At 73.9% G+C, this 21,333-nt stretch carries 21 protein-coding genes; 7 read left to right on the top strand and 14 right to left on the bottom strand.

What is annotated here, in order from left to right; genetic code table 11:
* The first annotated feature begins 58 nt into the window (after nucleotides 1-58).
* Nucleotides 59-1,021, top strand: a complete 963-nt coding sequence (locus tag ACWGKU_RS12950; RefSeq protein WP_452177727.1) for an imine reductase family protein — start codon at nucleotides 59-61, stop codon at nucleotides 1,019-1,021.
* Here the strand turns inward: ACWGKU_RS12950 and ACWGKU_RS12945 are convergent.
* The 3 genes from ACWGKU_RS12945 to ACWGKU_RS12935 all read right to left on the bottom strand — a co-directional run bounded on the left by ACWGKU_RS12945 (nucleotide 975) and on the right by ACWGKU_RS12935 (nucleotide 3,982).
* Complete coding sequence (locus tag ACWGKU_RS12945; protein ID WP_380348448.1) at nucleotides 975-1,763, bottom strand: SDR family NAD(P)-dependent oxidoreductase; 789 nt, start codon at nucleotides 1,761-1,763, stop codon at nucleotides 975-977. The genes ACWGKU_RS12950 and ACWGKU_RS12945 overlap by 47 nt on opposite strands.
* 326 nt (nucleotides 1,764-2,089) lie before the next feature.
* A complete protein-coding gene (locus tag ACWGKU_RS12940; RefSeq protein WP_380537783.1) occupies nucleotides 2,090-2,821 on the bottom strand; it encodes an MIP family channel protein in 732 nt (243 codons plus the stop codon).
* 228 nt (nucleotides 2,822-3,049) lie between these two features.
* A complete protein-coding gene (locus tag ACWGKU_RS12935; protein WP_452180454.1) occupies nucleotides 3,050-3,982 on the bottom strand; it encodes an NADP-dependent oxidoreductase in 933 nt (310 codons plus the stop codon).
* A 261-nt stretch (nucleotides 3,983-4,243) separates the two neighbouring features.
* Between ACWGKU_RS12935 and ACWGKU_RS12930 the strand changes: the two genes are divergently transcribed.
* The 3 genes from ACWGKU_RS12930 to ACWGKU_RS12920 are packed head-to-tail and all read left to right on the top strand — an operon-like array spanning nucleotide 4,244 to nucleotide 9,024.
* Entirely contained in the window at nucleotides 4,244-5,614 is a 1,371-nt protein-coding gene (locus ACWGKU_RS12930) for a helix-turn-helix domain-containing protein (RefSeq protein WP_452180453.1), read from the top strand.
* Between the two features lie 27 nt (nucleotides 5,615-5,641).
* Nucleotides 5,642-6,073, top strand: coding sequence for a protein-tyrosine phosphatase family protein (locus tag ACWGKU_RS12925; protein WP_387689673.1), 432 nt, complete (start codon nucleotides 5,642-5,644; stop codon nucleotides 6,071-6,073).
* A gap of 5 nt (nucleotides 6,074-6,078) precedes the next feature.
* On the top strand, nucleotides 6,079-9,024 hold the full coding sequence (locus ACWGKU_RS12920) for an NACHT domain-containing protein (protein WP_452180452.1): 2,946 nt from the start codon (nucleotides 6,079-6,081) through the stop codon (nucleotides 9,022-9,024).
* Between the two features lie 6 nt (nucleotides 9,025-9,030).
* Here the strand turns inward: ACWGKU_RS12920 and ACWGKU_RS12915 are convergent, their stop codons facing one another.
* A complete protein-coding gene (locus tag ACWGKU_RS12915; protein ID WP_452180451.1) occupies nucleotides 9,031-9,909 on the bottom strand; it encodes an NmrA/HSCARG family protein in 879 nt (292 codons plus the stop codon).
* A gap of 74 nt (nucleotides 9,910-9,983) precedes the next feature.
* On the opposite strand from ACWGKU_RS12915, the gene ACWGKU_RS12910 reads away from it, so the two are divergent.
* Nucleotides 9,984-10,466, top strand: a complete 483-nt coding sequence (locus ACWGKU_RS12910) for a MarR family winged helix-turn-helix transcriptional regulator (protein ID WP_401045387.1) — start codon at nucleotides 9,984-9,986, stop codon at nucleotides 10,464-10,466.
* Between the two features lie 177 nt (nucleotides 10,467-10,643).
* Here ACWGKU_RS12910 and ACWGKU_RS12905 read toward each other — a convergent pair whose 3' ends face one another.
* From ACWGKU_RS12905 to ACWGKU_RS12860, 10 genes are all read right to left on the bottom strand, one after another.
* Complete coding sequence (locus tag ACWGKU_RS12905; protein ID WP_452180450.1) at nucleotides 10,644-11,681, bottom strand: urease accessory protein UreD; 1,038 nt, start codon at nucleotides 11,679-11,681, stop codon at nucleotides 10,644-10,646.
* Nucleotides 11,678-12,298, bottom strand: a complete 621-nt coding sequence (gene ureG / locus ACWGKU_RS12900) for an urease accessory protein UreG (RefSeq protein ID WP_387689683.1) — start codon at nucleotides 12,296-12,298, stop codon at nucleotides 11,678-11,680. The genes ACWGKU_RS12905 and ureG overlap by 4 nt, the downstream gene beginning before the upstream one ends.
* 50 nt (nucleotides 12,299-12,348) lie before the next feature.
* Nucleotides 12,349-13,104: an urease accessory protein UreF gene (locus ACWGKU_RS12895; RefSeq protein WP_452180449.1), complete on the bottom strand. Its 756-nt coding sequence runs from the start codon at nucleotides 13,102-13,104 to the stop codon at nucleotides 12,349-12,351.
* Nucleotides 13,101-14,825 (bottom strand): urease subunit alpha, encoded by a 1,725-nt coding sequence (gene ureC / locus ACWGKU_RS12890; RefSeq protein WP_401047974.1) that lies wholly within the window; start codon nucleotides 14,823-14,825, stop codon nucleotides 13,101-13,103. Before ureC ends, ACWGKU_RS12895 begins: the two co-directional genes overlap by 4 nt.
* Nucleotides 14,825-15,262, bottom strand: a complete 438-nt coding sequence (locus tag ACWGKU_RS12885; RefSeq protein WP_452180448.1) for an urease subunit beta — start codon at nucleotides 15,260-15,262, stop codon at nucleotides 14,825-14,827. The genes ureC and ACWGKU_RS12885 overlap by 1 nt, the downstream gene beginning before the upstream one ends.
* Nucleotides 15,252-16,232 carry a cobalamin biosynthesis protein CbiX gene (locus ACWGKU_RS12880; RefSeq protein ID WP_452180447.1) on the bottom strand — a complete coding sequence of 327 codons (981 nt, stop codon included), beginning with the start codon at nucleotides 16,230-16,232 and terminating at the stop codon, nucleotides 15,252-15,254. Before ACWGKU_RS12880 ends, ACWGKU_RS12885 begins: the two co-directional genes overlap by 11 nt.
* A 3-nt stretch (nucleotides 16,233-16,235) precedes the next feature.
* A complete protein-coding gene (locus ACWGKU_RS12875; protein WP_188298983.1) occupies nucleotides 16,236-16,541 on the bottom strand; it encodes an urease subunit gamma in 306 nt (101 codons plus the stop codon).
* A 168-nt stretch (nucleotides 16,542-16,709) separates the two neighbouring features.
* Nucleotides 16,710-17,648: an urea transporter gene (locus tag ACWGKU_RS12870; protein ID WP_452180446.1), complete on the bottom strand. Its 939-nt coding sequence runs from the start codon at nucleotides 17,646-17,648 to the stop codon at nucleotides 16,710-16,712.
* A 282-nt stretch (nucleotides 17,649-17,930) separates the two neighbouring features.
* Complete coding sequence (locus ACWGKU_RS12865; RefSeq protein ID WP_401047963.1) at nucleotides 17,931-18,638, bottom strand: dienelactone hydrolase family protein; 708 nt, start codon at nucleotides 18,636-18,638, stop codon at nucleotides 17,931-17,933.
* A gap of 261 nt (nucleotides 18,639-18,899) precedes the next feature.
* Complete coding sequence (locus ACWGKU_RS12860) at nucleotides 18,900-19,661, bottom strand: alpha/beta fold hydrolase (protein WP_401047960.1); 762 nt, start codon at nucleotides 19,659-19,661, stop codon at nucleotides 18,900-18,902.
* A 123-nt stretch (nucleotides 19,662-19,784) separates the two neighbouring features.
* Here ACWGKU_RS12860 and ACWGKU_RS12855 point away from each other — a divergent pair, with 123 nt between their 5' ends.
* Together ACWGKU_RS12855 and ACWGKU_RS12850 are read left to right on the top strand one after the other, a co-directional pair.
* Nucleotides 19,785-20,318: a SigE family RNA polymerase sigma factor gene (locus ACWGKU_RS12855; RefSeq protein WP_401047985.1), complete on the top strand. Its 534-nt coding sequence runs from the start codon at nucleotides 19,785-19,787 to the stop codon at nucleotides 20,316-20,318.
* Complete coding sequence (locus ACWGKU_RS12850) at nucleotides 20,315-21,277, top strand: hypothetical protein (RefSeq protein WP_452180445.1); 963 nt, start codon at nucleotides 20,315-20,317, stop codon at nucleotides 21,275-21,277. Before ACWGKU_RS12855 ends, ACWGKU_RS12850 begins: the two co-directional genes overlap by 4 nt.
* Nucleotides 21,278-21,333: the final 56 nt, after the last annotated feature.

The raw sequence follows: 21,333 nt of genomic DNA, 5'->3' as shown, positions 1-21,333 counted from the left end.
TCCACCGTGCCTCTGCGCCTTGACTCTGCCGTCGGCGTGAAGCTCTAGCGTAGCCGCCGTGACGAACGAACGATCTTCCTCAACCACCCCTGCCCGACCCGCCGTTGCCGTGCTGGGACTGGGCCCGATGGGCCGGGCGCTCGCCGGGGCGCTGCGGGCCGCCGGACATCCGGTCACCGTGTGGAACCGCACGCCGGGCCGGGACGCCGAGCCGCTCGCCCTCGGCGCGCGGTCGGCCGCGAGCGCCGCCGAGGCGGTGGCGGACGCCCCGCTCGCGCTGCTCTGCGTCCGCGACCAGCCGGCCGCCCGGAGCGTGCTGGAGGCGGCCGGAACGGCGCTGCGCGGCCGGACCGTCGTCAACGCCACCTCGGTCTCCCCGGACGACGCGCGGGCGAACGCCGCCGACGCCGAGGCCCGGGGCTTCCGCCTCCTGGACGCCGCGGTCCTCACCCCCACCCCGACCGTCGGCCGCCCGGAGGGCACCGTCCTGCTGAGCGGCGACGCCGAGGCCTTCGCCGCCCACGAGGCCGCACTGCGGGCGCTGGGCGGCACCGTACGCCACGTGGGCGCGGACCCGGGGCGGGCGAGCGCCTTCGACGCCGCCCTGCTCGACCTGTTCTGGACCACCGTGCACGGCTACCTGCACGCCCTGGCGCTGGCCCGCGCCGAGGGCATCGGCGGAGCCGAACTCGCCCCGTACGCCCATGGCCTGCCGCGCCTGCTGCCGCCGCTGATCGACGGCTACGCGCAGCGCGCGGACGAGCGCAGGCATCCGGGCGACCGCAGCAGTCTCGCCTCCGCCGAGGCCGGTCTGGCGCACGTCGCGCACACCGCCCGGGCGCGTGGCCTGGACACGTCCGTGCTGGACGCGGCGCTCGCCCTCACCCGGACGGCGGTCGGCGCCGGGCACGGGGCGGACGGAGTGTCCGTCCTGGTCGAGCTGCTCGCCGGGAGCCGGGCGCCCGGCGGCGGCCCTACTGCGCCAGGTACCCGCCGTCCACCGGCAGCACGACCCCGGTGACGAAGGACGCGTCGTCGGAGGCGAGGAAGAGGACGGCCGCCGCGACCTCGGCCGGGTCCCCGAGCCGCCCCATCGGGTGCCGCTTCTCGATCGCCGCGAGGTACTCCGGGCCACCGGGCTCGTCGTACAGCCGGGCGACGCGCGCGGTGGTGATGGTGCCGGGGGCGACGGCGTTGACCCGGATGCCGCGGTCGGCCCATTCCACGGCGAGGTGTTTGGTGAGGCCGGAGGCGACGAACTTGGCGGGCCCGTACACCGCCTGGCCTCGCTGACCGGCCTCGCCGGAGATGGAGGACAGGCAGACGATCGAGCCGCCGGGCCGGTCCTGGGCGGTCATCGCCTCGATCGCGTACTTGCAGGTGAGGAACATGCCGCGACCGTCCACCGCCATCACGTGGTCCCAGTCCTCGGCGGTGGCCTCGGTGATCTCCATCAGGGGGATGATCCCGGCGTTGGCCACCAGGACGTCCAGTCGCCCGTGCCGCTCGACGGCGGCGGCCACCATCCGGCGGGCGTCCTCGTCCCGGGCCACGTCGCCGACCACCGTGCTGACGGCGCCGGGGAATCGTTCGGCCAGCCGGTCCAGCCCGGCCGCGTCCACATCGGTGGCGACCACCGACGCGCCCTCCCGGGCGAAGCGTTCGGCGACCGCCCTCCCGATGCCGTTGGCCGCACCCGTCACCACACAGGAGCGGCCGGCCAGCCGCCCGCCCGCCGGGCTCTCCGCGTTCACAGTCACCATGGCGGGACTCTACCCAGCCGACGGGCGGGCGCCGGGGCTCTTCGGCCGGTACGCCGGATCCGGACGGTCGGCGGCGCAAAAGCGGTCCCAGAGCGGCCCCAAAGCGGCCCCAAAGCGGCCCCGGAACGGCCCCGGAACGGCCCCGGAGCGGCCACAGGACGACGCGAAGCGGCGCGAAGGGAGCATGAAGGGACCGCGAAAGGACCGCGAAGAGGCCCCAGAGCGACACGGAGGGAGCACGAGGACGAGGCCGGCGGAGAACCGGAACGGCGGCGGCCGGGACCGTCGGTACGGTCCCGGCCGCCAAGCCGGCTCGACTGCGGGACCTACACCCGCGCGTCGGTGGCCAGGGCCTGCGCCACCGGCAGGTTGGGCTGCGGGTGGGTCAGCAGGTGCACGCCCGCCGCCAGCGCGCCGCCGACCAGCGGAGCGAGCAGGAACAGCCACAGCTGCGACAGCGCCCCGCCGCCCGCGAACAGCGCCGGGCCGAGGCTGCGCGCCGGGTTGACCGAGGTGCCGGTGAGCGGGATGCCGACCAGGTGGACGACCACCAGCGCGACGCCGATCGGCAGCCCGTCGAAGCCGACCGCGGCCAGCCGGTGGGTGACCGCCAGGACGACGTAGACCAGCAGGAAGGTGAGGACGACCTCGGTCAGGAACGCGCCGCCGGCGTTGATGTGCACCTGGGAGCGGTCGCCCCAGCCGTTGGTGCCGAGCTTGCCGTGGGTCTCCAGCCCCGGTATCTGCTTCGCCAGCAGCAGGACGAGCGCCGCGCCCGCGATGCCGCCGAGCACCTGCGCCACCCAGTACGACACCGCCGTGCGGCCGTCGATCCGGCGCGCCAGCAGGAAACCGAGCGTCACCGCCGGGTTGACGTGGCAGCCGGAGATCGGGCCGAGCGCGTACGCGAGCGCCAGCAGCACGAAGCCGAAGGCGAACGCGATGCCCACCGGACCGATCGCCTCCCCCGCGAGCACCGCCGCACCCACCGCCAGCAACACCAGCAGCAGGGTCCCGACGAACTCGCCGATCACCGCCCGCCTGTCCGTTCCGCCCATGCGCCTGGTCCTCCTGACCGTCAGGGCAGGCGGTCCGGTGCCGCCCACGTCCGGCCAACCCTGGTCGACCGTTCGGGGGACCGCATGTCGGCCGGACGGCTCAGCGCCGTGTTCACGGCGCGTCCGCCTGCCGAATTACTCCGAACGGATGAAACCGTACGAAAATGGCGAGCTCAATGCAAAACGGAGGTAAAACGGGCAGACGGGTACAGGACGGGCGATGAACGGCTATCGGACCGTCAGCACGATCTTTCCGCGCAGGTGCCCGGCCTCGCTGACCCGCTGTGCCTCGGCCGCCTCCGCCAGCGGGAACACCCGGTGCAGCGGCAGCCGCAGGGTGCCCGCCTCGTGCAGGGCGAGCGCGGCCGCGAACGCGCGCCGGTGGTGGGACTCCACGCCCTCGACGCCGCCGTTGAACCGGACGCCGTGCTCCTGCGCCCCCACGACGTCGGCGATCGTCAGCACCCGGTCCGCGCTGCCCGTCAGCTCGATCGACAGCGGCAGCACCCCGCCCCGCCCGGCCGCGTCCAGCGCCCGGTCCACCCCGCCCGGCGCGGCGGCCCGCACCCGCTCGGCCAGGCCCTCGCCGTACGCCACCGGGATCGCGCCGAGCTCGCGCAGGTGGTCGTGGTTCGCCTCGCTCGCGGTGCCGACCACGGTGATCCCGCGCGCCCGGGCGAACTGGAGCAGCACGGTGCCGACCCCGCCGGCCGCGCCGTGCACCAGCAGCGTCTCGCCCGACCGCACGCCCAGCAGGTCGAGGACCCGCTCGGAGGTCTCGGCCGCCGTCGGGATCGCGGCGGCCTCCTCCCAGCCCAGCCCCGCGGGCTTGTGGGCCAGCACCGCCGCGTCCACCAGCGCGTGCTCCGCGTACGCGCCGCCCATCATGCTGCCGAACGCCTCGTCGCCGGGCGCGAAGCCGCTCACCCCGGCGCCGACGGCCTCGACCACGCCGGACACCTCGACACCGGGCACATAGGGGAAGACGACCGGGAAGAGCCCGGCCAGCTCGCCGGTGCGCAGCCTGCGGTCCACCGGGTTGACGCCCACGGCGCGGACCGCGACCCGCACCTGGCCGGGCCCGGGCGCGGGCAGCTCGATGTCGATCGGGCGCAGCACGTCCGCGCCGCCGAACTCGGAGAAGGCGATCGCCTTGGTCATGGAAGGTCCTTAGGTTTCAGTGGAGTTGCCGACGGCTTCGCCGACGGAGCCAGTCGGTGGCGTTGCCGGCGGCTTCGCCGACGGAGTCGTCGGCGGAGCCGGCCTGTGGAGCCGGCCTGTGGAGCCGGCCTGTGGAGCCGGTCGCTTCCGACGACTTCCATCCTGTGCCCGGAACGGCGCGGGCCCGCCCGGCCCTTCGGACGGTTCGACCTGTCCGAACGGCCAGGCCACGACGGCGGCACCCGAACTAGGCTGGACCGCATGGACGACATGAACGGCGCGGCGGATACCGCCGGCACGGACGAGCCCTGGCGGCGGCACTGGGGCCGCCCCGAGGACGCGCTGGCCCGGGCCGTCGAGGTGCTGCGCGCTCCCCGGCCGGACATCCTCCCCCGCCTGTCCGAGGTGCTCGACACCCTCGTCCCGCACACCGCGCTCGCGCAGCTCAGCGGCGTCTGCACGTTCAACCCCACGCACGGCTACGGCCCGCCCGAGCTCACCGCGGCCATCAGTACGCGGGACCTGTCCCGGCTGGCCGAACGCGCGGCCGCGACCACCTCGGCCGGCCGGCCCTGGCAGGGCGAGGCCGAACTCGCCGGACGGACCCGGCCGGTGGTGGTCGTGGCCACCACGCCGGCCGACGACAGCGGCGCCGCGCTGGTCCTCGTCCGGGCGGGCACCGGACCCGTCGCACCCGGGGCACTCGCCGTCCTGCAACAGCTGTGGGAACTGGTGGTCGCCCACTCCGACCACCGCGCCACCGACGCCGCCCCCACCCAGACGGCCGCCTCCCGTGCCTCCGCCAACGCCCGGGCCCGCGCCATCGCCGAGTTCACCGGCACCCACAGCGCCGCGCTCACCGCGATCCTGGCGCCGCTGCGCGCACCCGGCCTGGACGACGCCACGGCCCGCCGCACCGCCACCGAGCTGGCCGTCACCGCCCTGCTCGACCTGCGCCAGGGCGCCGAACTCGACCGCACGCTCAGCGAGCAGCCCGCCGACGCCGCCTTCGCCCGCCTGGTGCGCGAGCTGCGCCCACTGCTGCGCCACACCCGGGTCCACCTCGACGCCGCGCCCCCGGCGGAGGCCGGCCGCTCCATCCCGGCGGACGCCGCGCACACCGCCCGCGACGCCGTCCGGGTGGCCGTGCTGCTGATGCTGGAACAGGAGAAGCCGACCCGGCTGCACGTCAGCTGGCAGCTCACGGCCGACGGCCTGCTGCGCGCCGTGGTGCGCGGCGACGGCCTCGGCGCCCTGACCGCCGACGCCCTCACCGTCCACCGCACCGCCGACCGCATCACCGCCCTCGGCGGACACCACGGCGTCGAGGCGGTCCCCGGCTGGGGCACCACGGTGACCGTCGACCTCCCGCTGGCCCTGCCCGAACCCGCCCTCGTCACCGACCCGCTGGACGGCCTCCAGCCGCGCGAACGGGAGGTCCTCGACCAGTTGGCGCGCGGCCGCCGCAACCGGGACATCGCGGCGACGCTGCGGATCAGCGAGTCGACGGTGAAGTTCCACGTCGCCAACATCCTCGCCAAGCTCGACGTGTCCTCGCGCGGCGAGGCCGCCGCCCTGGCCCACCGCGCCGGACTGCCGCGCGGGCCGGTCGGGCTGCACGCGGCGTCCTGAACTCCCTCCCCCCGAAAGAAGACCCTCGTGACCGACCCCACCACCTGGGACCCGGCCGTCCCCGGCATCCTGCGCCTGCCCTCCGGTCGCCTCCTGCGCGGCCGCGGCCTCAGCCGCCCCCTGCCGCCCGGCCCCCGACCGGACTTCGGCCTCTACCTGTTGGGCCGCCCGCCGCACGTCGACTGGCCGAGCCGCTGGGTGCGCTGGCCCGACTTCCGCCTCCCCGCCGACCGCGCGGACGCCGCCGACGCCTTCCGCGAGGCCTGGGAGCGCGCCGCCACCGAACGCGTCGAACTCGCCTGCGCCGGCGGGCGAGGACGCACGGGCACCGCCCTCGCCTGCATCGCCGTCCTGGACGGCGTCCCGGCCGCCGAGGCCGTGCCGTACGTGCGGGAGCACTACAGCCGGCACGCCGTCGAAACGCCGTGGCAGCGCAAGTTCGTGGAGCGGCTAGCCTAGGCGGGGTGGGTAGCGCTCCAGAGATCTCGGTGGCCAATGAGGTCACCGGAACGGTCAACGGTGACGTGATCCAGGCCGGAACGGTCAACCTGACCAAGGCCGTTGAGCCAGAGGTCACCGCCGGGTCCATGGCCGCCGCCCGCGCCGCGTACGCCCGGCGGGTGCGGGAGACGTACGGGCGGCTCGACCTGGAGGTGCTCACCCCGCTCTCCGAGCAGGGCGAGCACCCGGCGGTCGAGCTGCGGGAGGTGTTCGTCACCCCGCAGGTGCGGGAGAACCCGCCACCGGTGGAGCTGCCACGCGAGCTGGTCCACCGACTGCTCACGAGTGGCGAGTTCACGGCGGAGGAACTGCCGGGCAACCTCGGGCAATCTGCCCTCGAACGGCTGCGCAACGAGTACCTGAACCGGCCGACGGAGGACGTGCTCTCCGTCCTCGCCGGGCCGCGCGGCGAACGGGTGGTCCTGCTCGGCGACCCAGGGGCGGGGAAGTCCACGCTCGCCCGGTACCTGGCCCTCACGCTGGTGCAGGACGTCGACGGTCCGCTCGCCCCGCTGGGCGGCCTGGTGCCACTGGTGGTCGAGCTGCGCCAGTACGCCGAGGGGCAGTGGCGCGAGCGCACGTTCGAGGACTTCCTCGACCACCGCCACACCGTCGCCGGAATGTCCCTCCCCGGCCCCGAGCTGCGCCAACTCCTCACCGAGGGGCGGGTCGTGGTCGTCTTCGACGGCCTGGACGAACTCTTCGACCCGGGCGTGCGCGCCGCCGCCGCCGAACGCATCGCCGCCTTCGCCGCCCGCTACGACCGGGCGCGCGTGGTTGTCACCTCGCGCGTCATCGGTTACCAGCGCAGCGCCCTCGGCGGCGCCGGGTTCACCCACTTCATGCTCCAGGACCTCGATCCGGAGCGGATCGCCTACTTCGCCCGCCGCTGGTACGCCATCGCCTGCCCGGCGGATGCCGAGCTGGCCGGTCGGCTGTTCGACCGCATCACCAGTGCCGTCGAGGCGTCCCGCCCCATCCGGGAACTCGCGGGCAACCCCTTGCTGTTGACCATCCTGACCATCATCGGCCGGCGTCAGACCCTGCCCCGCGACCGCCAGGGCGTCTACGAGCACGCGGTACGGGTCCTGGTCGCCCACTGGGACCGCGACACCAAGCACCTCAGCATCCCCCTGAAGCCCGGCGCCGCCGAGGCCCTCGCCCTCCTCGACGACCGCGAACGCCTGGAACTGCTCCGGCTGCTCGCCCGCCGCATGCAGGAGGGAACGGGTGGCATCGCCGGGAACCACATCCACGCGGAGGAGCTGGAGGAGGTTTTCCGCGACTACTTCACCCAGTTCGGCCTCCCGCCCCACCAGTGCCTCGCCGCCGCCCGCGCGCTGCGCGACCAGCTGCGGGAGCGCAACTTCATCCTGGCCCGGTACGGCGGCGAGGTCTACGGATTCGTCCACCGGGCGTTCCTGGAGTACCTCGCGGCGGCGGACATCGTCCACCGCTACACGGTGGGACGGGCGTGGTCGCCGGAGGAGCTGATCGAGGAGGTCTTCGAGCGGAGGACGGACGACCCGGCGTGGCACGAGGTGCTGCTGCTGGTGGTCAACCAGTTGAGCGAGACGGATGCGGGGAGGGTGGTCGACCGACTGCTGGACCGGGGGGACGAGCCGTCACTGGTCCTGGCCTTCCGGTCCCTGGCCGAGGTTCGGAAGATCGGACTGCTGCACGCGCAGAGCGACCGGGCCGTCGACCGTCTCATCAGCGCCTTCGTCACGTACTACGACTACGCCGTCCTCCACAGCGATCAGCTGATGACCGCGCTCTCCGCGCTGTGTTCCGTGCCAGGTTGGACCGGGCGCGATCACTACCTCCGGTGGTTCCATCTCCGGGGACAGTTCCTCGCCGGAGCCGGTACGGCGACGATCGCGGCCACGACCCTCCACACCGACTTCCGGACCACGCGGGCCCTCGCCACGTTCGGGTCCCCGGCCACCAGGGAGTTCGCCGTGGCCGGCCTGGCCCGGCGCTGGAGCGCCCATCCGGGTATCGTGGCCGCCTTGTGCGACCTCGCCGTCCGATCCGGCCACGACCGGGCGGGCGCCGCCGCGCTGGCCGAACTGGCGGAGCGCTGGCCCGATCATCCGCGGGTCCCCCTTCCGTCCGTCGTCGGGCCCGATGCCGACGACGACCGGACAGCGGAAGTCGTCCAGGCGCTCAATACGCTGTTGACGCGCCTGTCGGCCGACCCCGACGACCACACCCCGATGCTGAACGCCGTCGCACACGAGTCGGTGATCCTCCGTGCCACCGCCCTCCAGCGACTCGCGCGGGTGTGGCCCTCGCACCCCGAGGTCTTCGCCACGTTGCTCGACCGTGCCGTCAATGACTCGGACAGCCGCATCCGCTACGCGGCGGTTCACGAGCTGGCGACCCGGTGGGCCAAGACCCCGGCCGTCCTGATGCTGCTGCGCGAGCGTGCCGGTCACGATCCTGACGCCGTCGTTCGCGTTCGCGCTCTGTCGAACCTCGCCGCCGAGAACCCCGACGACCCCGGGATCGTTTCGTCGCTCACCCGCGCGGCCGTCGATGCAGAACCTGGACGGGCGCGGGGATCGGCACTGGAAGCGCTGTCCGAATACCGGGGCTCACGGGACGAGACGGCTCTCCTGCTCCTGGATCGCATCGAGAAGGATCCCGCTCACACGGTTCGCGGCACGGCACTCAGTTGCTACGCGGTGCTCGTCCCCGGATCCGCAGAGGACGTCATCCGGCGCAGGGCGGCCGACGATCCCAGCCCGGAGGTGCGCGGCCGAGCACTGACCATGCTCGCCTGGCAGTGGCCCAGCAGCCCGGAGACCGGCGAGGCCCTCCGACGTGCTCTTGCCGATCCCGAGGTCCGCGAGGCCGCCCGAGCCGGGCTCGGGGCGGTCGCGCACCTCACCTCCGGCACTTGAATCCCCTCAGAGGTCCCAGGTGCGGGCCGCCGCCCACGTCTCCAGCGGCTGCCAGTCGATCTCGGGGTGCTCGGCGTGCAGCGCTCCGGTGTCGATGGTGAGGCCGGGCTCCTGGAAGTAGCGGAACATCGTGGCGAGGTCCTCGGAGTACCCCGCCACGACCGAGAGCGGCACCTCCACGCAGCGGATCGGCCGGCCGCTCGCCGCAGTGATCGCGGCGGCGATCTGCTCGCCGGTGCGCCACTGGGAGGCGATGTCGATGCGGCGGCCCGCGTAGACGGCGGGCCGGGCGAGGACGTGGGCGGCGAAGGCGCCGATGGTGTCGGCGGCGATCACGGGGAGCGGGACGCCGGGCGGCATGGGGAGGTGGAAGACGCCGTCGCGGAGGGACTGGAGGGTCCAGTCGTTGGCGTAGTTGTCCATGAAGGCGGCCGGGCCGAGGACGGTCCACGGCAGGCCGAGGCCGGCCAGGTGCCGCTCGACCCGGTACTTGCTGTCGAAGTGCGGGATGCCGGTGGAGCGGTCGGCGTTGGTGGCGGAGGTGTAGACGACGTGCCGGACGCTTCCAGCGGCCCGGGCGGCGTCCAGCAGGGCGGTGGCCTGGCGGACTTCGGCGTCGGGGTCGGTGCCGAACGGGGTGGACATCGCGAACAGCGCGCCGGCGCCGTCGAGTGCCGCGGCGAGGGAGGCCGGGTCGTCGAAGTCGGCGCGGACCACGTCGGCGCCGAGGGCGGCGAGTTCGGCGGCGGCGGGTGAGCCGGGCTCGCGGGTGAGGGCGCGGACGGGGCGGCCGGCGCGCAGCAGGGCGCGGGCGGTGGCGCCGCCCTGGGCGCCGGTGGCTCCGGTGACGGCGACGGGAGGCGTGGACTCGATTATCTGCGTCATGCAGGCAACATAGAGAGTCATCTCTGCGTGACGCAAACAATTATCGGGCGGCCGGTTACCCTTCCCCCATGACGATGTCCCGCGACGAGCTGATGGCCCGACTGTGGCCGGTCTCGCGCCGCTACCTGGCCTCGTACGTGCTGTTCAACCAGGCCGTCGCCGACCACCTGGGCATGCACCCGACCGACGTCCAGTGCCTCAACCTGCTCACCCTGGAGGACGGGCCGGTCACCACCGGCCGGATCGCCGACCTCACCGGGCTCACCAGCGGCTCGGCCACCCGGCTGGTCGACCGGCTGGAGAAGGCCGGGCTGGTCACCCGGCAGCGCGACGAGGCGGACCGGCGGCGGGTGCTGGTCGCGGTCCGCCCCGAGGCGCTGGAGCGCTACGGGGCGGTGTGGCGCGAGCTGTCCACCGACTGGGTGGCCGCCTTCGCCGAGGACACCGAGGTCGAACTCGACTTCCTGCTACGGCACATGAACCGCACGGTCGAGCTGAGCCACCGGCAGATCGCCCGGCTCGCGGCGATGGATCCGGGCGGCTCGGACGGGCCCTGAGCCCGCTCGGACGAATCCCCCGGGCAGGCCGGGCGGGTCCCCCGCCGGGTCAGGACGACGCCGGCGACGGCAGGGAACCGAGGGCGAGTACGTCGGCGCGGCCGGCGCGGTGGGCGGTCCCACCGGCGGCGGCCGGCGAGACCGGGTTGCCGCCGGCGGTGCCGCCGTCGAGCGGTGCTACGTCTTCCGCAGCTGCGGCGCCGGCACCCCGATCAGCAGTTGCCGCACCCCGTCCCAGGCCGCGCGCAGGGCGGCCGCGACGGCCCGGGTGTCGGAGCCGAGCAGCCGAAGCCAGGCGCCGCTGTCCTGCGGCAGCACACTGACCCCGTACAACAACTCACCGCGACCCTGACCGCAGTCGGCCACGGCCTCGTGCAGGGCGTCCGCGATCCGGCCCGCCGGGGCGAGCGGGCTGAGGACGTACAGGCTGGACATCACGTCGTGCCCGGCCAGCACCGCCGGCCCGGCGACCCCGCCGCCCCCGGTCGGCGAGGGCTCCAGCCGCACGGTGTCCAGTGCCACCAACTCGCCGTCCGGACGCCGCACTTCGAGGTCGGACGCGAACACCCGGTAGGCGTTGCGCTCGCCCCGGGCGAGCCGTCCGGCCAGGACGGTCTCACCGGCCAGCACCGTCGCCTCGGGGTCGACGGTGAGGACGGTCCGCTGGTAGAGGCGCGAGTCGACGAAGGGGATCACCGGCTCGGGCAGGTACTCGACGTAGGCCCGCGGGCCCGCCGCCAGGTGGACCAGCTGCGTCGCGTAGTCGTACTCCATCCGGTAGACCTTGGTGGCCGCCTGGGTGGTCAGGTGGACCGCCGTGTCGGCGCCGCAGCGCAGGTCGGTGCGGAGCCGGTCGGCCTGGAGGATGCCGCCGCCGGTGGACATCAGGAAGGTGACGGCGAGGTCGGGGCGGGCCGGGTCGAAGTACAGCGGGCGCATGATCTGCAACGGCGACTTCTGGTAGTGGCCGGTGAGTTCGGTGCGCCCGCCGACCTTCTCGAAGGCCAGCTCCAGCAGCCCGACCTTGCCGGGACGCCCGACCGCGAGGGTGTCGGGCGTCCCGGCGTGGCGCCGGACCTCGTACGGGACGCGGGCCGGCTCGTAGTGCCGAGGGTCGAGCCGGGGCGGCTTCGCGGCCGGAGCAGCCGCACCGACCGCACCGACCTGAACGGCCCGAACGGCCTGAACGGCCCGGGCAGCCGACGAGGCTGTCACGCCGGGACCTTGCGGAAGGTCTCCAGGAAGGCCGCGATCTCCTCCAGCCCCTCCCCCGTCAGGCAGTTGGTGAGCACCACCGGCCCGCCCTCGCGCACCCGGTGGGCGTCGGACTCCATCACCCCGAGGTCGGCGCGGACGTACTGGGCGATGTCGATCTTGTTGATGACCAGCAGGTCCGACTCGGTGATGCCCGGGCCGCGCTTGCGGGGCATCTTCTCGCCCTCGGCGGTGTCGAGGACGAAGAGGAAGAGGTCCACCAGCACCGGGCTGAAGGTCAGGGTGAGGTTGTCGCCGCCGGACTCGAACAGCAGGGTGTCGACGTCCGGGAAGCGCTCCAGCATCTCGGCGCCGGCCGCGAGGTTCATCGTCGGGTCGTCCCGGACGGCCGTGTGCGGGCAGGCGCCGGTCTCCACGCCGACCACCCGCTCCGGGTCCAGCAGCCCGGCCAGGGTGCGCCGCACGTGCTGGGCGTCCTCCTGGGTGTAGATGTCGTTGGTGATGACCGCCGGGCGGTGGCCGCGGGCGATCAGCACCGGGACGAGCGCCTCGATCAGCGCCGTCTTGCCGGAGCCCACCGGCCCGCCGATGCCCACGCGGAGCACGTTCTCGGTCAACTCTCCTCCTTGGATTGTTAGTTCTGGTGGCACACGTACGCATCGAGTGGTCAGCTCATGAACAGCCGGGCCTCCGCCCGTTCGTGCCGCCCGGACATGGCGTCCGCGACCGGCACGCAGCCGCCGAGGTCCGCCAAGTCCCTTGCCAGCGCGGCGGAGACGACCTCCCGGATCACCGGGGAGGCCGCCCGCAGCACCACCTGCGCCTTGCGGTGGTCGGTCAGCCGCAGCCGGAGCGCCGCACCGACGAAGCTGGTGCAGAACGCGAACAGGTCGCTGGTGACGGCCTGTTCGACCGGAACGCCGGCCGAGGCGTACGCCACCCCGGCCGCCACCGCCTGGCAGCCGGGGGCCCGCTTCCGCGCGACCAGTGCGGCGTACCGCTCCAGCGCCTCGCCGCCCAACGACTCCTGGGCGATGTCCAGGAGTTGGCGTCCGGTCCGGGTGGCGGCCAGGCGCAGTTCGCGGTTGAGCCGGGTGGCGTGCAGCCGCTGGTCGGTCTCGGCGAGCAGCTCCCAGTCGCCCGCCGTGGCCGCCCGGTGGGCCAGGACCAGCGCCGTGGCGTCGGACGGTCCGACGCCGTGCCGCAGCAGGTCGGCGAGCAGCGCGGGCAGGGTGTCCGGGGTGACGGCCTTGGCCTGGGCGTAGCCCTCCAGCCCGTGCGACAGGGTGTAGAAGCCGCTGGGGAAGGCCGAGTCGGTCAGTTGGAGGCAGACCAGCAGCGCGTCCAGGCCGTCCCCCGACACGCCGGCGTCGGCAGCGACACCAACAACACCACCGGCGTCGGCGACATCGGTTCCGCTCACGCGAGGTAGAACAGGTGGTTGAGCGGCAGTTCGCGGGCCGGCTCGATGGTGGCGGGCTCGCCGTCCAGGGTGACCTTGTACGTCTCCGGGTCGACCGCGATCTTCGGCAGCGCGTCGTTGCGCACCATGTGCTGCTTGCCGACCGAACGGCACCGCCGGACCGGCAGCACCCGGCTCTCCAGGCCGAGTCGGGCCGGAACCCCGAGGTCGACGGCGGCCTGCGACATGAAGGACACCCGGGTGGCCTGCCTGGTCCGGCCGTACTGGCCGAACATCGGGCGGTAGTAGACCGGCTGCGGGGTGGGCAGCGAGGCGTTCGGGTCGCCCATCAGCGCCCAGTTGATCACGCCGCCCTTGATGACCATCTTCGGCTTGGCGGCGAAGGAGTTGATCGGCCAGAGCACGATGTCGGCGAGCTTTCCGGGCTCCAGCGAGCCGATGTGGTCGGCGGTGCCGGAGGCGACGGCCGGGTTGATGGTGAGCTTGGCGAGGTAGCGCAGCACGCGGGCGTTGTCGTTGCGCTCGCTGTCGCCGGCCAGCTTGCCGCGCTGGTCCTTGCAGTGGTGGGCGGTCTGGAAGGCGCGGGTGAAGGACTCGCCGATCCGGCCCATCGCCTGCGAGTCGGAGGAGAAGATCGAGATGACGCCCTCGTCGTGCAGCACGGTCTCGGCGGCGATGGTCTCGGCGCGGACCCGGGAGTCGGCGAAGGAGACGTCCTCGGGGATGCTGTGGCTGAGGTGGTGGCAGACCATCACCATGTCCAGCAGCTCGTCCACGGAGTTGACGGTGTAGGGCAGCGTGGGGTTGGTGGAGGACGGCAGCACGTTGGGCTCGCCGGCGATCCGCATGATGTCGGGGGCGTGGCCGCCGCCCGCGCCCTCGGTGTGGAAGGTGTGGATGGTGCGGCCGTCGATCGCGGACAGGGTGTCCTCGAAGTAGCCGGACTCGTTGAGGGTGTCGGTGTGGATGGCCACCTGCACGTCGTACTCGTCGGCGACGCTCAGCGCGCTGTCGATCGCGGCCGGGGTGCTGCCCCAGTCCTCGTGCACCTTGAGGCCGCACGCCCCCGCCTCGACCTGCTCGCGCAGGGCTCCGGGCAGCGAGCCGTTGCCCTTGCCGAGCAGTCCGACGTTGACGGGCAGGTCCTCGACCGCCTGGTACATCCGGTGGATGTTCCACGGGCCGGGGGTGCAGGTGGTGCCGTTGGTGCCGTCGGACGGGCCGGTGCCGCCGCCGATCAGGGTGGTGATGCCGTTGCTCAGCGCCTCCTGCACCTGCTGCGGGGCGATGAAGTGGATGTGGGTGTCGATGCCGCCGGCGGTGGCGATCAGGTGCTCGCCGGAGATCACCTCGGTGCCGGGGCCGATCACCAGCCGCGGGTGCACGCCGCTCTGGGTGTGCGGGTTCCCGGCCTTTCCGACGGCGACGATCAGGCCGTCCTTGACGCCGATGTCGCCCTTGACCACGCCGAGCACCGCGTCCATGACGACCACGTTGGTGATGACCAGGTCGAGCGCCCCCTGGAGCGAGGTCGCGGCCGGGTCCTGGGCCATCCCGTCGCGGATGCCCTTGCCGCCGCCGTAGACGGCCTCGTCGCCGTAGTGGCCCTGGTTGAAGTCCTGCTCGACCTCGACCAGGAGGTTGGTGTCGGCGAGGTGGAAGCGGTCGCCGACGGTGGGGCCGAAGAGGTCGGTGTACTGCCTGCGGGAGAGGATAGCCATCAGCGGTCGCCTTCCTGGTGGGTCTCCGTGCGGAAGTCCCGGGGCCGGTCTTCCTTGTGGTCGGGGTTGGTGCCCTTGAAGCCGAGGGCGATGGCCCGGTCGACGGCGCGGGCGCGGGTGGCGGGGGCGGTGATGCCGCCGTCCACGAGGTTGGCGAAGCCGACCAGGCGGCGGTGGCCGCCGAACTCGGCGAGCGTGACGTCCTTGGTGTCTCCCGGCTCGAACCGGACGGCGGTGCCGGCCGGGATGTCCAGGTGCTTGCCGAAGGCGGCGTTGCGGTCGAAGTCGAGGGCGCGGTTGGCCTCGAAGAAGTGGTAGTGGGAGCCCACCTGGATCGCCCGGTCGCCGGTGTTGCTGACCGTGACGGTGGCCTTGGCGCGGCCGGCGTTGATCTCCACCGGGTCCTCGCCGTACAGGTATGCGGCGCTACCGGACATGGTCGGCCTTCCTTTCTGCCGGGTCAGTGGGGGTGTGTGCGGGTCCCCGGGGGTGGCCGGGGCGGTCGTGCGCATGGTGCTGGTGGTTCTGATGCTGGTGCTGGTTCCCGTGCTGCTGCTGGTGGTGCTGGTGATGGTGCTGATGGCTCTGCTCGTCCGGCCCGTGGCTGTGCGCGTAGCCGTGCCCGTGCTCGGCGTCGAGGCCGGCCGGGATGCCGTCCTCCCCGTGCCCGAGCAGGTGCAGCGCCGCCGCCGTCCGGGCCGCGACCACCCCGGCGACGGCGGACGGCCGCAGCAGCGGACCGCCGTCCCGTACGCCGGGCAGCGGGGTGCGCAGGGCCGGCCCGAAGGAGGCCGGAACGGCCGTCACCTCGCGTGCGCCGAGAAGGCGGCAGCGTTCGGCGCCCTCGGCCGGGTCGGGGTCGCCGCCGTCGAGGGCGACCTCGACCCACCGGTGCCGGCCGTACTGGCGGGCGAGGCGGGCGATCCGGAACAGCTCGGCGTCCTCGAACGGGCCGGCCGCCGGCGCGGTGACCAGCACCGCGCCGTCGGGGGCGGCGCCGGCGGCTGCGCGCAGCCAGCCGATCAGGTGGTCGGCGGCGGCGAAGGGGGCGGTCAGCGCGAGCCGTCCGCGGCCTTCCCCGGCGGCCAGCCAGCGCAGCGCCCGGGCGGTGTCGGCGACCAGTCCGGGGTCGCGGCCGAGCGTCATCGGTACGACGCACACCGGTCCGTCGCCCGCCGCGGCGAGCGCCGACCGTACGGCCTCGGTGAGCGGACGGCCCGCGGGGGCGACGGCGTGCACGGTGGCGCACCCGGCGGTCGGGGGCCGGGTGGTGGAAGGCACCGTGGACGGGTGCCGGGCGGCGGCCGGCCCGGTGGACCCGCCGGCCACCAGGGCGGCGAGGTCCCGTCCACCGTCGCTCTCGTGCCCACCGGCCAGCACCACGGTGGCGGCCTGAATCCGGGTCATCGCTCAGGCACCCACCGGGTCGTGGCAGGAGACCAGCTTGGTCCCGTCCAGGAACGCCGCCTCGACCTGGAGCAGCGGGAGCATCTCGCGCACGCCGGGCATGACGTCCTCGCCGCCGACGACCTGCTTGCCGATCTCCATGCACTCGGCGACGGTCCGGCCGTCCCGGGCGCCCTCCATGATCGCCTCGCTGATCAGCGCGCAGGCCTCGCTGTAGTTGAGCTTGACGCCGCGGTCCCGGCGTTTGCGGGCCAGGTCGGCGACGACGTAGATGTACAGCTTGTCCATCTCACGCGGCGAGAGATTCACGGGTATCACTCGTCCTTTCCGGGAATCCGATGAATGGCAGGGAGTGCTCGCGGCAATCGACCTGCCGAGAGTTCAAATAAAGCGAAGAGAAGCGAGAGAAACGAGGGAAACGAGAGCGGCGGGGAAAGTGGGGAAAGTGAGGGGATTGCGGGGACGTCGGGCGCGGAATCAGACCCGGCGCAGGCGCGGGACGGCCGGGACCGCCGCCAGGAACAGCATCGTGGTCAGCACGAACGGCCAGGTGAAGGCATGGCCGCCGAAGGGCGCGGAGACCGCGCCGAGCGCCGGGGTCAGCACCGTCGCGCCGGCCGCACCGAGCAGGGCGTAGGCCGCGCTCCAGGCGTCGGGCGCCAGGAACACCCCGCACAGCGCGAGGGTGACCAGCACCCCGCTGTACCCGAGCAGGCCCTGCCCTACGGCCTCGCCGGGGGCGCCGAACGCCCAGGCCGTGAGTAGCCCGGTGGCGCTTCCCGCGCAGGCCATCAGGCCCGCGAGCCGGCTCGCCGCGAACAGCCCGGCCAGGAACAGCAGGCCGGCGTACCACTGCGGCACGAGGAAGATCTGACCGATGTTCGCGAAGAACCCGTGCCAGAGCTGGTCCCAGCCCAGCCCGGTCGGCCCCTCCGCCGGAACGGGCAGGGCGGCGGGCGCTCCCGCCCCGTGCCACAGCCGCCGGAGGCCGGGGGCGGCCGCCGTGACGGCGGTCGCGACCAGGCAGAACGGCGCGGTCAGCGCGGGCAGCCGCCAGGTGGCGAGCAGCGCCCCGAGTCCCGCCGCGACCACCACGGCGACGGCGGCCCCGAGGACCGCCACCGCGACCGTCGCGGGGCGCCCGGCGCCCAGGAGGACGGCGCAACCCAGCGCCACCAGGCACCCGTTGTACCCGTGCAGCCCCGCCCCGACGGCCTCCCGGTCGAGCCCGAGCCCGTACGCCACGGCGGTGGAGACGGCACTGCCCAGCAGCCCGTAGAGGCCGTACTGCCAGTCGGCGGCGAACAGTGCGGCCACGAAGAAGAGTCCGCAGACGACGGACGGCATGAAATCGACCTGCGCGACGCCGCGCAGCACTTCCGCGAACCACCTGCCGGATATCGGACGAGTCGCCACCGAGGCGCTCTCCCCACCCTGTTGCAAATCCATGCTGCGCACCAATTTTCCGGTACGGCCGGCCTGCCTGAAAGTCGGCCCCGGCGATTCTTCCGGAACCGTACTCCTACGGTTTGCGAAGTCCAGGGGGCGCGGGCTGTTATGCCAAATCCACGGAGGGTGACCATCGGGCCACTGAGCTGCAACAATCTGTTGAAGTCAGTGCGGGTCGCGTTCGTTGCAGGGAGAAATCCTTTGCGAAGTTTTACCGACGGTTGGCATCGACGCCGCCGGGGTCCGCGCTCACTCCACCCGGCCCAGATGCCGCACCAGGAACCGTTCGGAGGACATCAGTTGGAGCTCCGGCACCCCCACATGGCCCCCGAGGTTGGCGTGCAGCGTCTTCTCCCGCGAACCCAGCGCGCCGAACAGGGCCAGCGCCCCCTCACGCAGGACCAGCTCGTCGTCCCACTGGACGAGGAACTCCACCGGCACCCCGACCCGCTCCGCCGCCTCCGTCTGCGAGGCGTGCCCCGTCAGCCCGAACACCGCGACGGCGACCCGCGGTTCGGCCGCCGCCAGCGGGATGCCGATCACGCTCCCCAGCGACAGCCCCCAGTACCCCACCGGCCCGAGGCCCTCCGCCCGCCCGCCCAACGCGTCCAGCACGGCCACCCATTCCGGCACCGCCCGCTCCGCGAGCGCTGCCGTGTGCCGCGCCACCCACGCACTGATCGGCCGCCCTGCGGCGATCAACTCCCCGATCTCGGTGGCGAACCGCTCGTCCTGCGCACTGCGCGGCCGCTCCCCGTGCCCCGGCGCGTCCAGCGCCACCGCCGCGCACCCGAGCTCCCGCACGCACCGGCGGGCCCGGTCCACCAGCCCCGGCACCAGCTTGTGCTGCCCGCCGCCGTGCCCCAGCAGTACCAGCGGCCGCCCGCCGAGGGACGATCCGTCCGGCTGCCAGAGCACCCCGGGCGCGCCGTCGAGGGTGAAGCGGCGCTGCGTCACGCCGTCAACGCTGGATTCCGAGGTGAAGTGCACCCCGCCATCATGGCTCCCGACACACGTTCGAGTCCCGACTTTTCCGCGTTGCCGCCGGAGCGGACCGCCACCGGCGGCTGAGCGGTGGCCCGCACGCCGCGGCACGGCCGGGGCGGGAGGCCGCCCCACCGGGCCCGGCCGGTGGGCGGCACCGAAGGGCACCGGAGGTCGGGCGGGCCGACTTTCCGCTCCGGGCTCGCCGCACCGGGATTCCGGTGCCCGTGAGCGCTACTGCGCGGCCGGGGCGGGCTCGCCGAGGAAGGCGAGGAGGAGGGCGGTGGTCTCGGCCGGGCGCTCCAGGCTGGGGAGGTGGCCGGCCCAGGGGAGTTCCTGGTGGCGGGCGTCGGGGAGGAGGGTGGGGAGGGTGGCGGCGATGTCGCGGAAGTCCTGGAAGTCGTGGGCGCCGGCCACGGCCAGGGTGGGGGCGGTGATCCGGCCGAGGTCGACGTCCTCGCGGTCGGAGCCGAACTTCGCCTCCAGCTGGACGTCGAAGGCGTGACGCTGCATCCGGCGGACGTGCGCGCGCGTCTGCTCGTCGGCCTCCGGGCCGAGCCAGGACTCGACGTTCAGCTCGACGGCCGCGTCGATCTCCCCGGCCTCGATCAGCTCGTCCTCCCGGCCGCCGAAGGCGCGCAGGGTGTCGCTGGGCCGGTGCCCGGGGATGCCCGCGCCGAGCAGGGCCAGCCTGGTGACCGCCTCGGGGCGCAGCGCGGCCGCCGTCAGGGCGATCCGGCCGCCGTGGGAGGCGCCGACCAGGGCGGCGGTCCCGATGCCCAGGTGGTCGAGCAGGGCCAGGACGTCCCCGGTGTCGCTGTACGGGCCGTCCGCGAGCGGCGTGTCGCCGAAGCCGCGGAAGTCGCAGCGGACCACCCGGTACCCGGCGTCGATCAGCGGCTGCCACTGCGCGTCCCACATCCGCCGGTCGCACACCGAGGAGTGCAGCAGCACCACGGCGGGCCCACTGCCTGCTACGTCATGAGAAATGATCATCCGGCGGATAGTAGTGCCCTTGCCGCCGTTACCCAAGCAGTTTGAAGCCGCCGCACCCACCCGGTAAGCGCTTCCGGCCTCCCCGGGGCTCTGGACGGGTGAAGGAGGTGATCGGAGGTGCTCATGCGAGAAGCGAAGAGCGATCGGGACGACGGGTTCCAGGCGTTCATCGTCGCGGCCTGGCCGCGCCTGGTCCGGACGGCGTACCTGCTGGCCGGCGAGCAGTACGCGGCCGAGGACCTGGTGCAGTCCGCCGCCGAGAAGGCCTGCGCGGCCTGGTCGAAGGTGCGCCGGGCCGACGATCCGTACGCCTACGTGCGGCGGATCCTGGTCAACCAGCACGCCCGGCGGTGGCGCCGCCGGGCGCCGGAGCTGCTGGTGGACGCGGTGCCGGACACGGCGGGGGCGGAGGACGGCTTCGCCCGCTCCGACCAGCGCGGGGCCCTGCTGGCCGCGCTGGCCACCCTGCCGCCGCGCCAGCGCGAGGCGGTGGTGCTGCGGCACTGGGAGGACCTGAGCGACAGCCAGACGGCGGCGGCCATGGGCTGCTCGGTGGGTGCGGTGCGCAGCCACGCGGCGAAGGGCATCGCACGGCTGCGGCAGGTCACGGCGCTGGTGGAACTCAAGGACACGACACGGATCGGAGGAGTGGCATGAACCGGGAGCCGGACGGGGTGGGTACGGGCGCGGACGACGGCGAGGACCTGTGGGTCGGGTTCGGCCTCGCCGAGGCGGCGGCCGGCGCGAGGATCGGCCCGGCGCCGGTGGCGGACATCGTGGCGGGCGGCCGCCGGCTGCGGCACCGCCGCCGTACGGTGGTCGGCGCGGCGGTGCTGGCCTCGGTGGTGGCCCTGACCGGGGGTGCGCTGACGCAGCTGAGCCCGGGCGGGGCGCCCGCCCGCGGGATCGGTGCCGCGGGCGTCGGCGCCGCGCTCTCCCCGGCGCCCGGCCCCACGCCGGAGCGCACTCCCGGGTGGGGCTCCCCCATCCCGCTGGACGGGACCGCCCCGGCCTTTCGGAACCCGCTCGCCCCGGTCCGGGTGCTGCTGGGCCAGGGCCTGACCCCGGACGGCAAGCAGTGGCAGCTGTGGGAGGCGCTGTGGCCGCAGGCTCCGCAGTGGCAGGCGTTCGAGCAGGCGACGGCGGTGTGGGAGGAACGCAGCCGGTACGACCCGACGGTCCCCGAGCCGACGCCGGAGTACGTCCGGCAGTACTGGCAGCCGGACTCCGACGTCACCAACGTCTACTTCACGGTGGACGGGGTGCGGCAGTCCCACGACTCCGAGGGCACCCAGGCGGCCCCGGGCAAGGTCGACCCGCGCAGCCGGACCGATTTCGGCGGCGGCCTGGTCGGCCACCGGGGCAAGGGCGACACCGTGGCCCCGCTCGACGTGGTGCTGCTCTCCCTCGGTCCGGACGTCGGCCGGGTGGTGGTGACCTGGGCGGACGGCAGCACCACCGAGCCGGCGTTCGTCACCGTGGCCGACTCCCCCGTCCGCGCGATGGTGGTGGCCCGCCCGGGGACGATGCGGGCGAAGTCCTGGCAGTTCTTCGACAAGGACGGCAACACGCTCCCGGACGCCGGAGCCCGGTACCTGACGGAGCCTCCCTCCTGAGACGGACGGCGGGAGTGGGAAGTCGGCCGGGCCGACTTCCCACACCTCGCCCACCA

Source organism: Kitasatospora sp. NPDC054768 (assembly GCF_053612025.1).
This window is presented reverse-complemented; position numbering and strand designations above follow the sequence as displayed.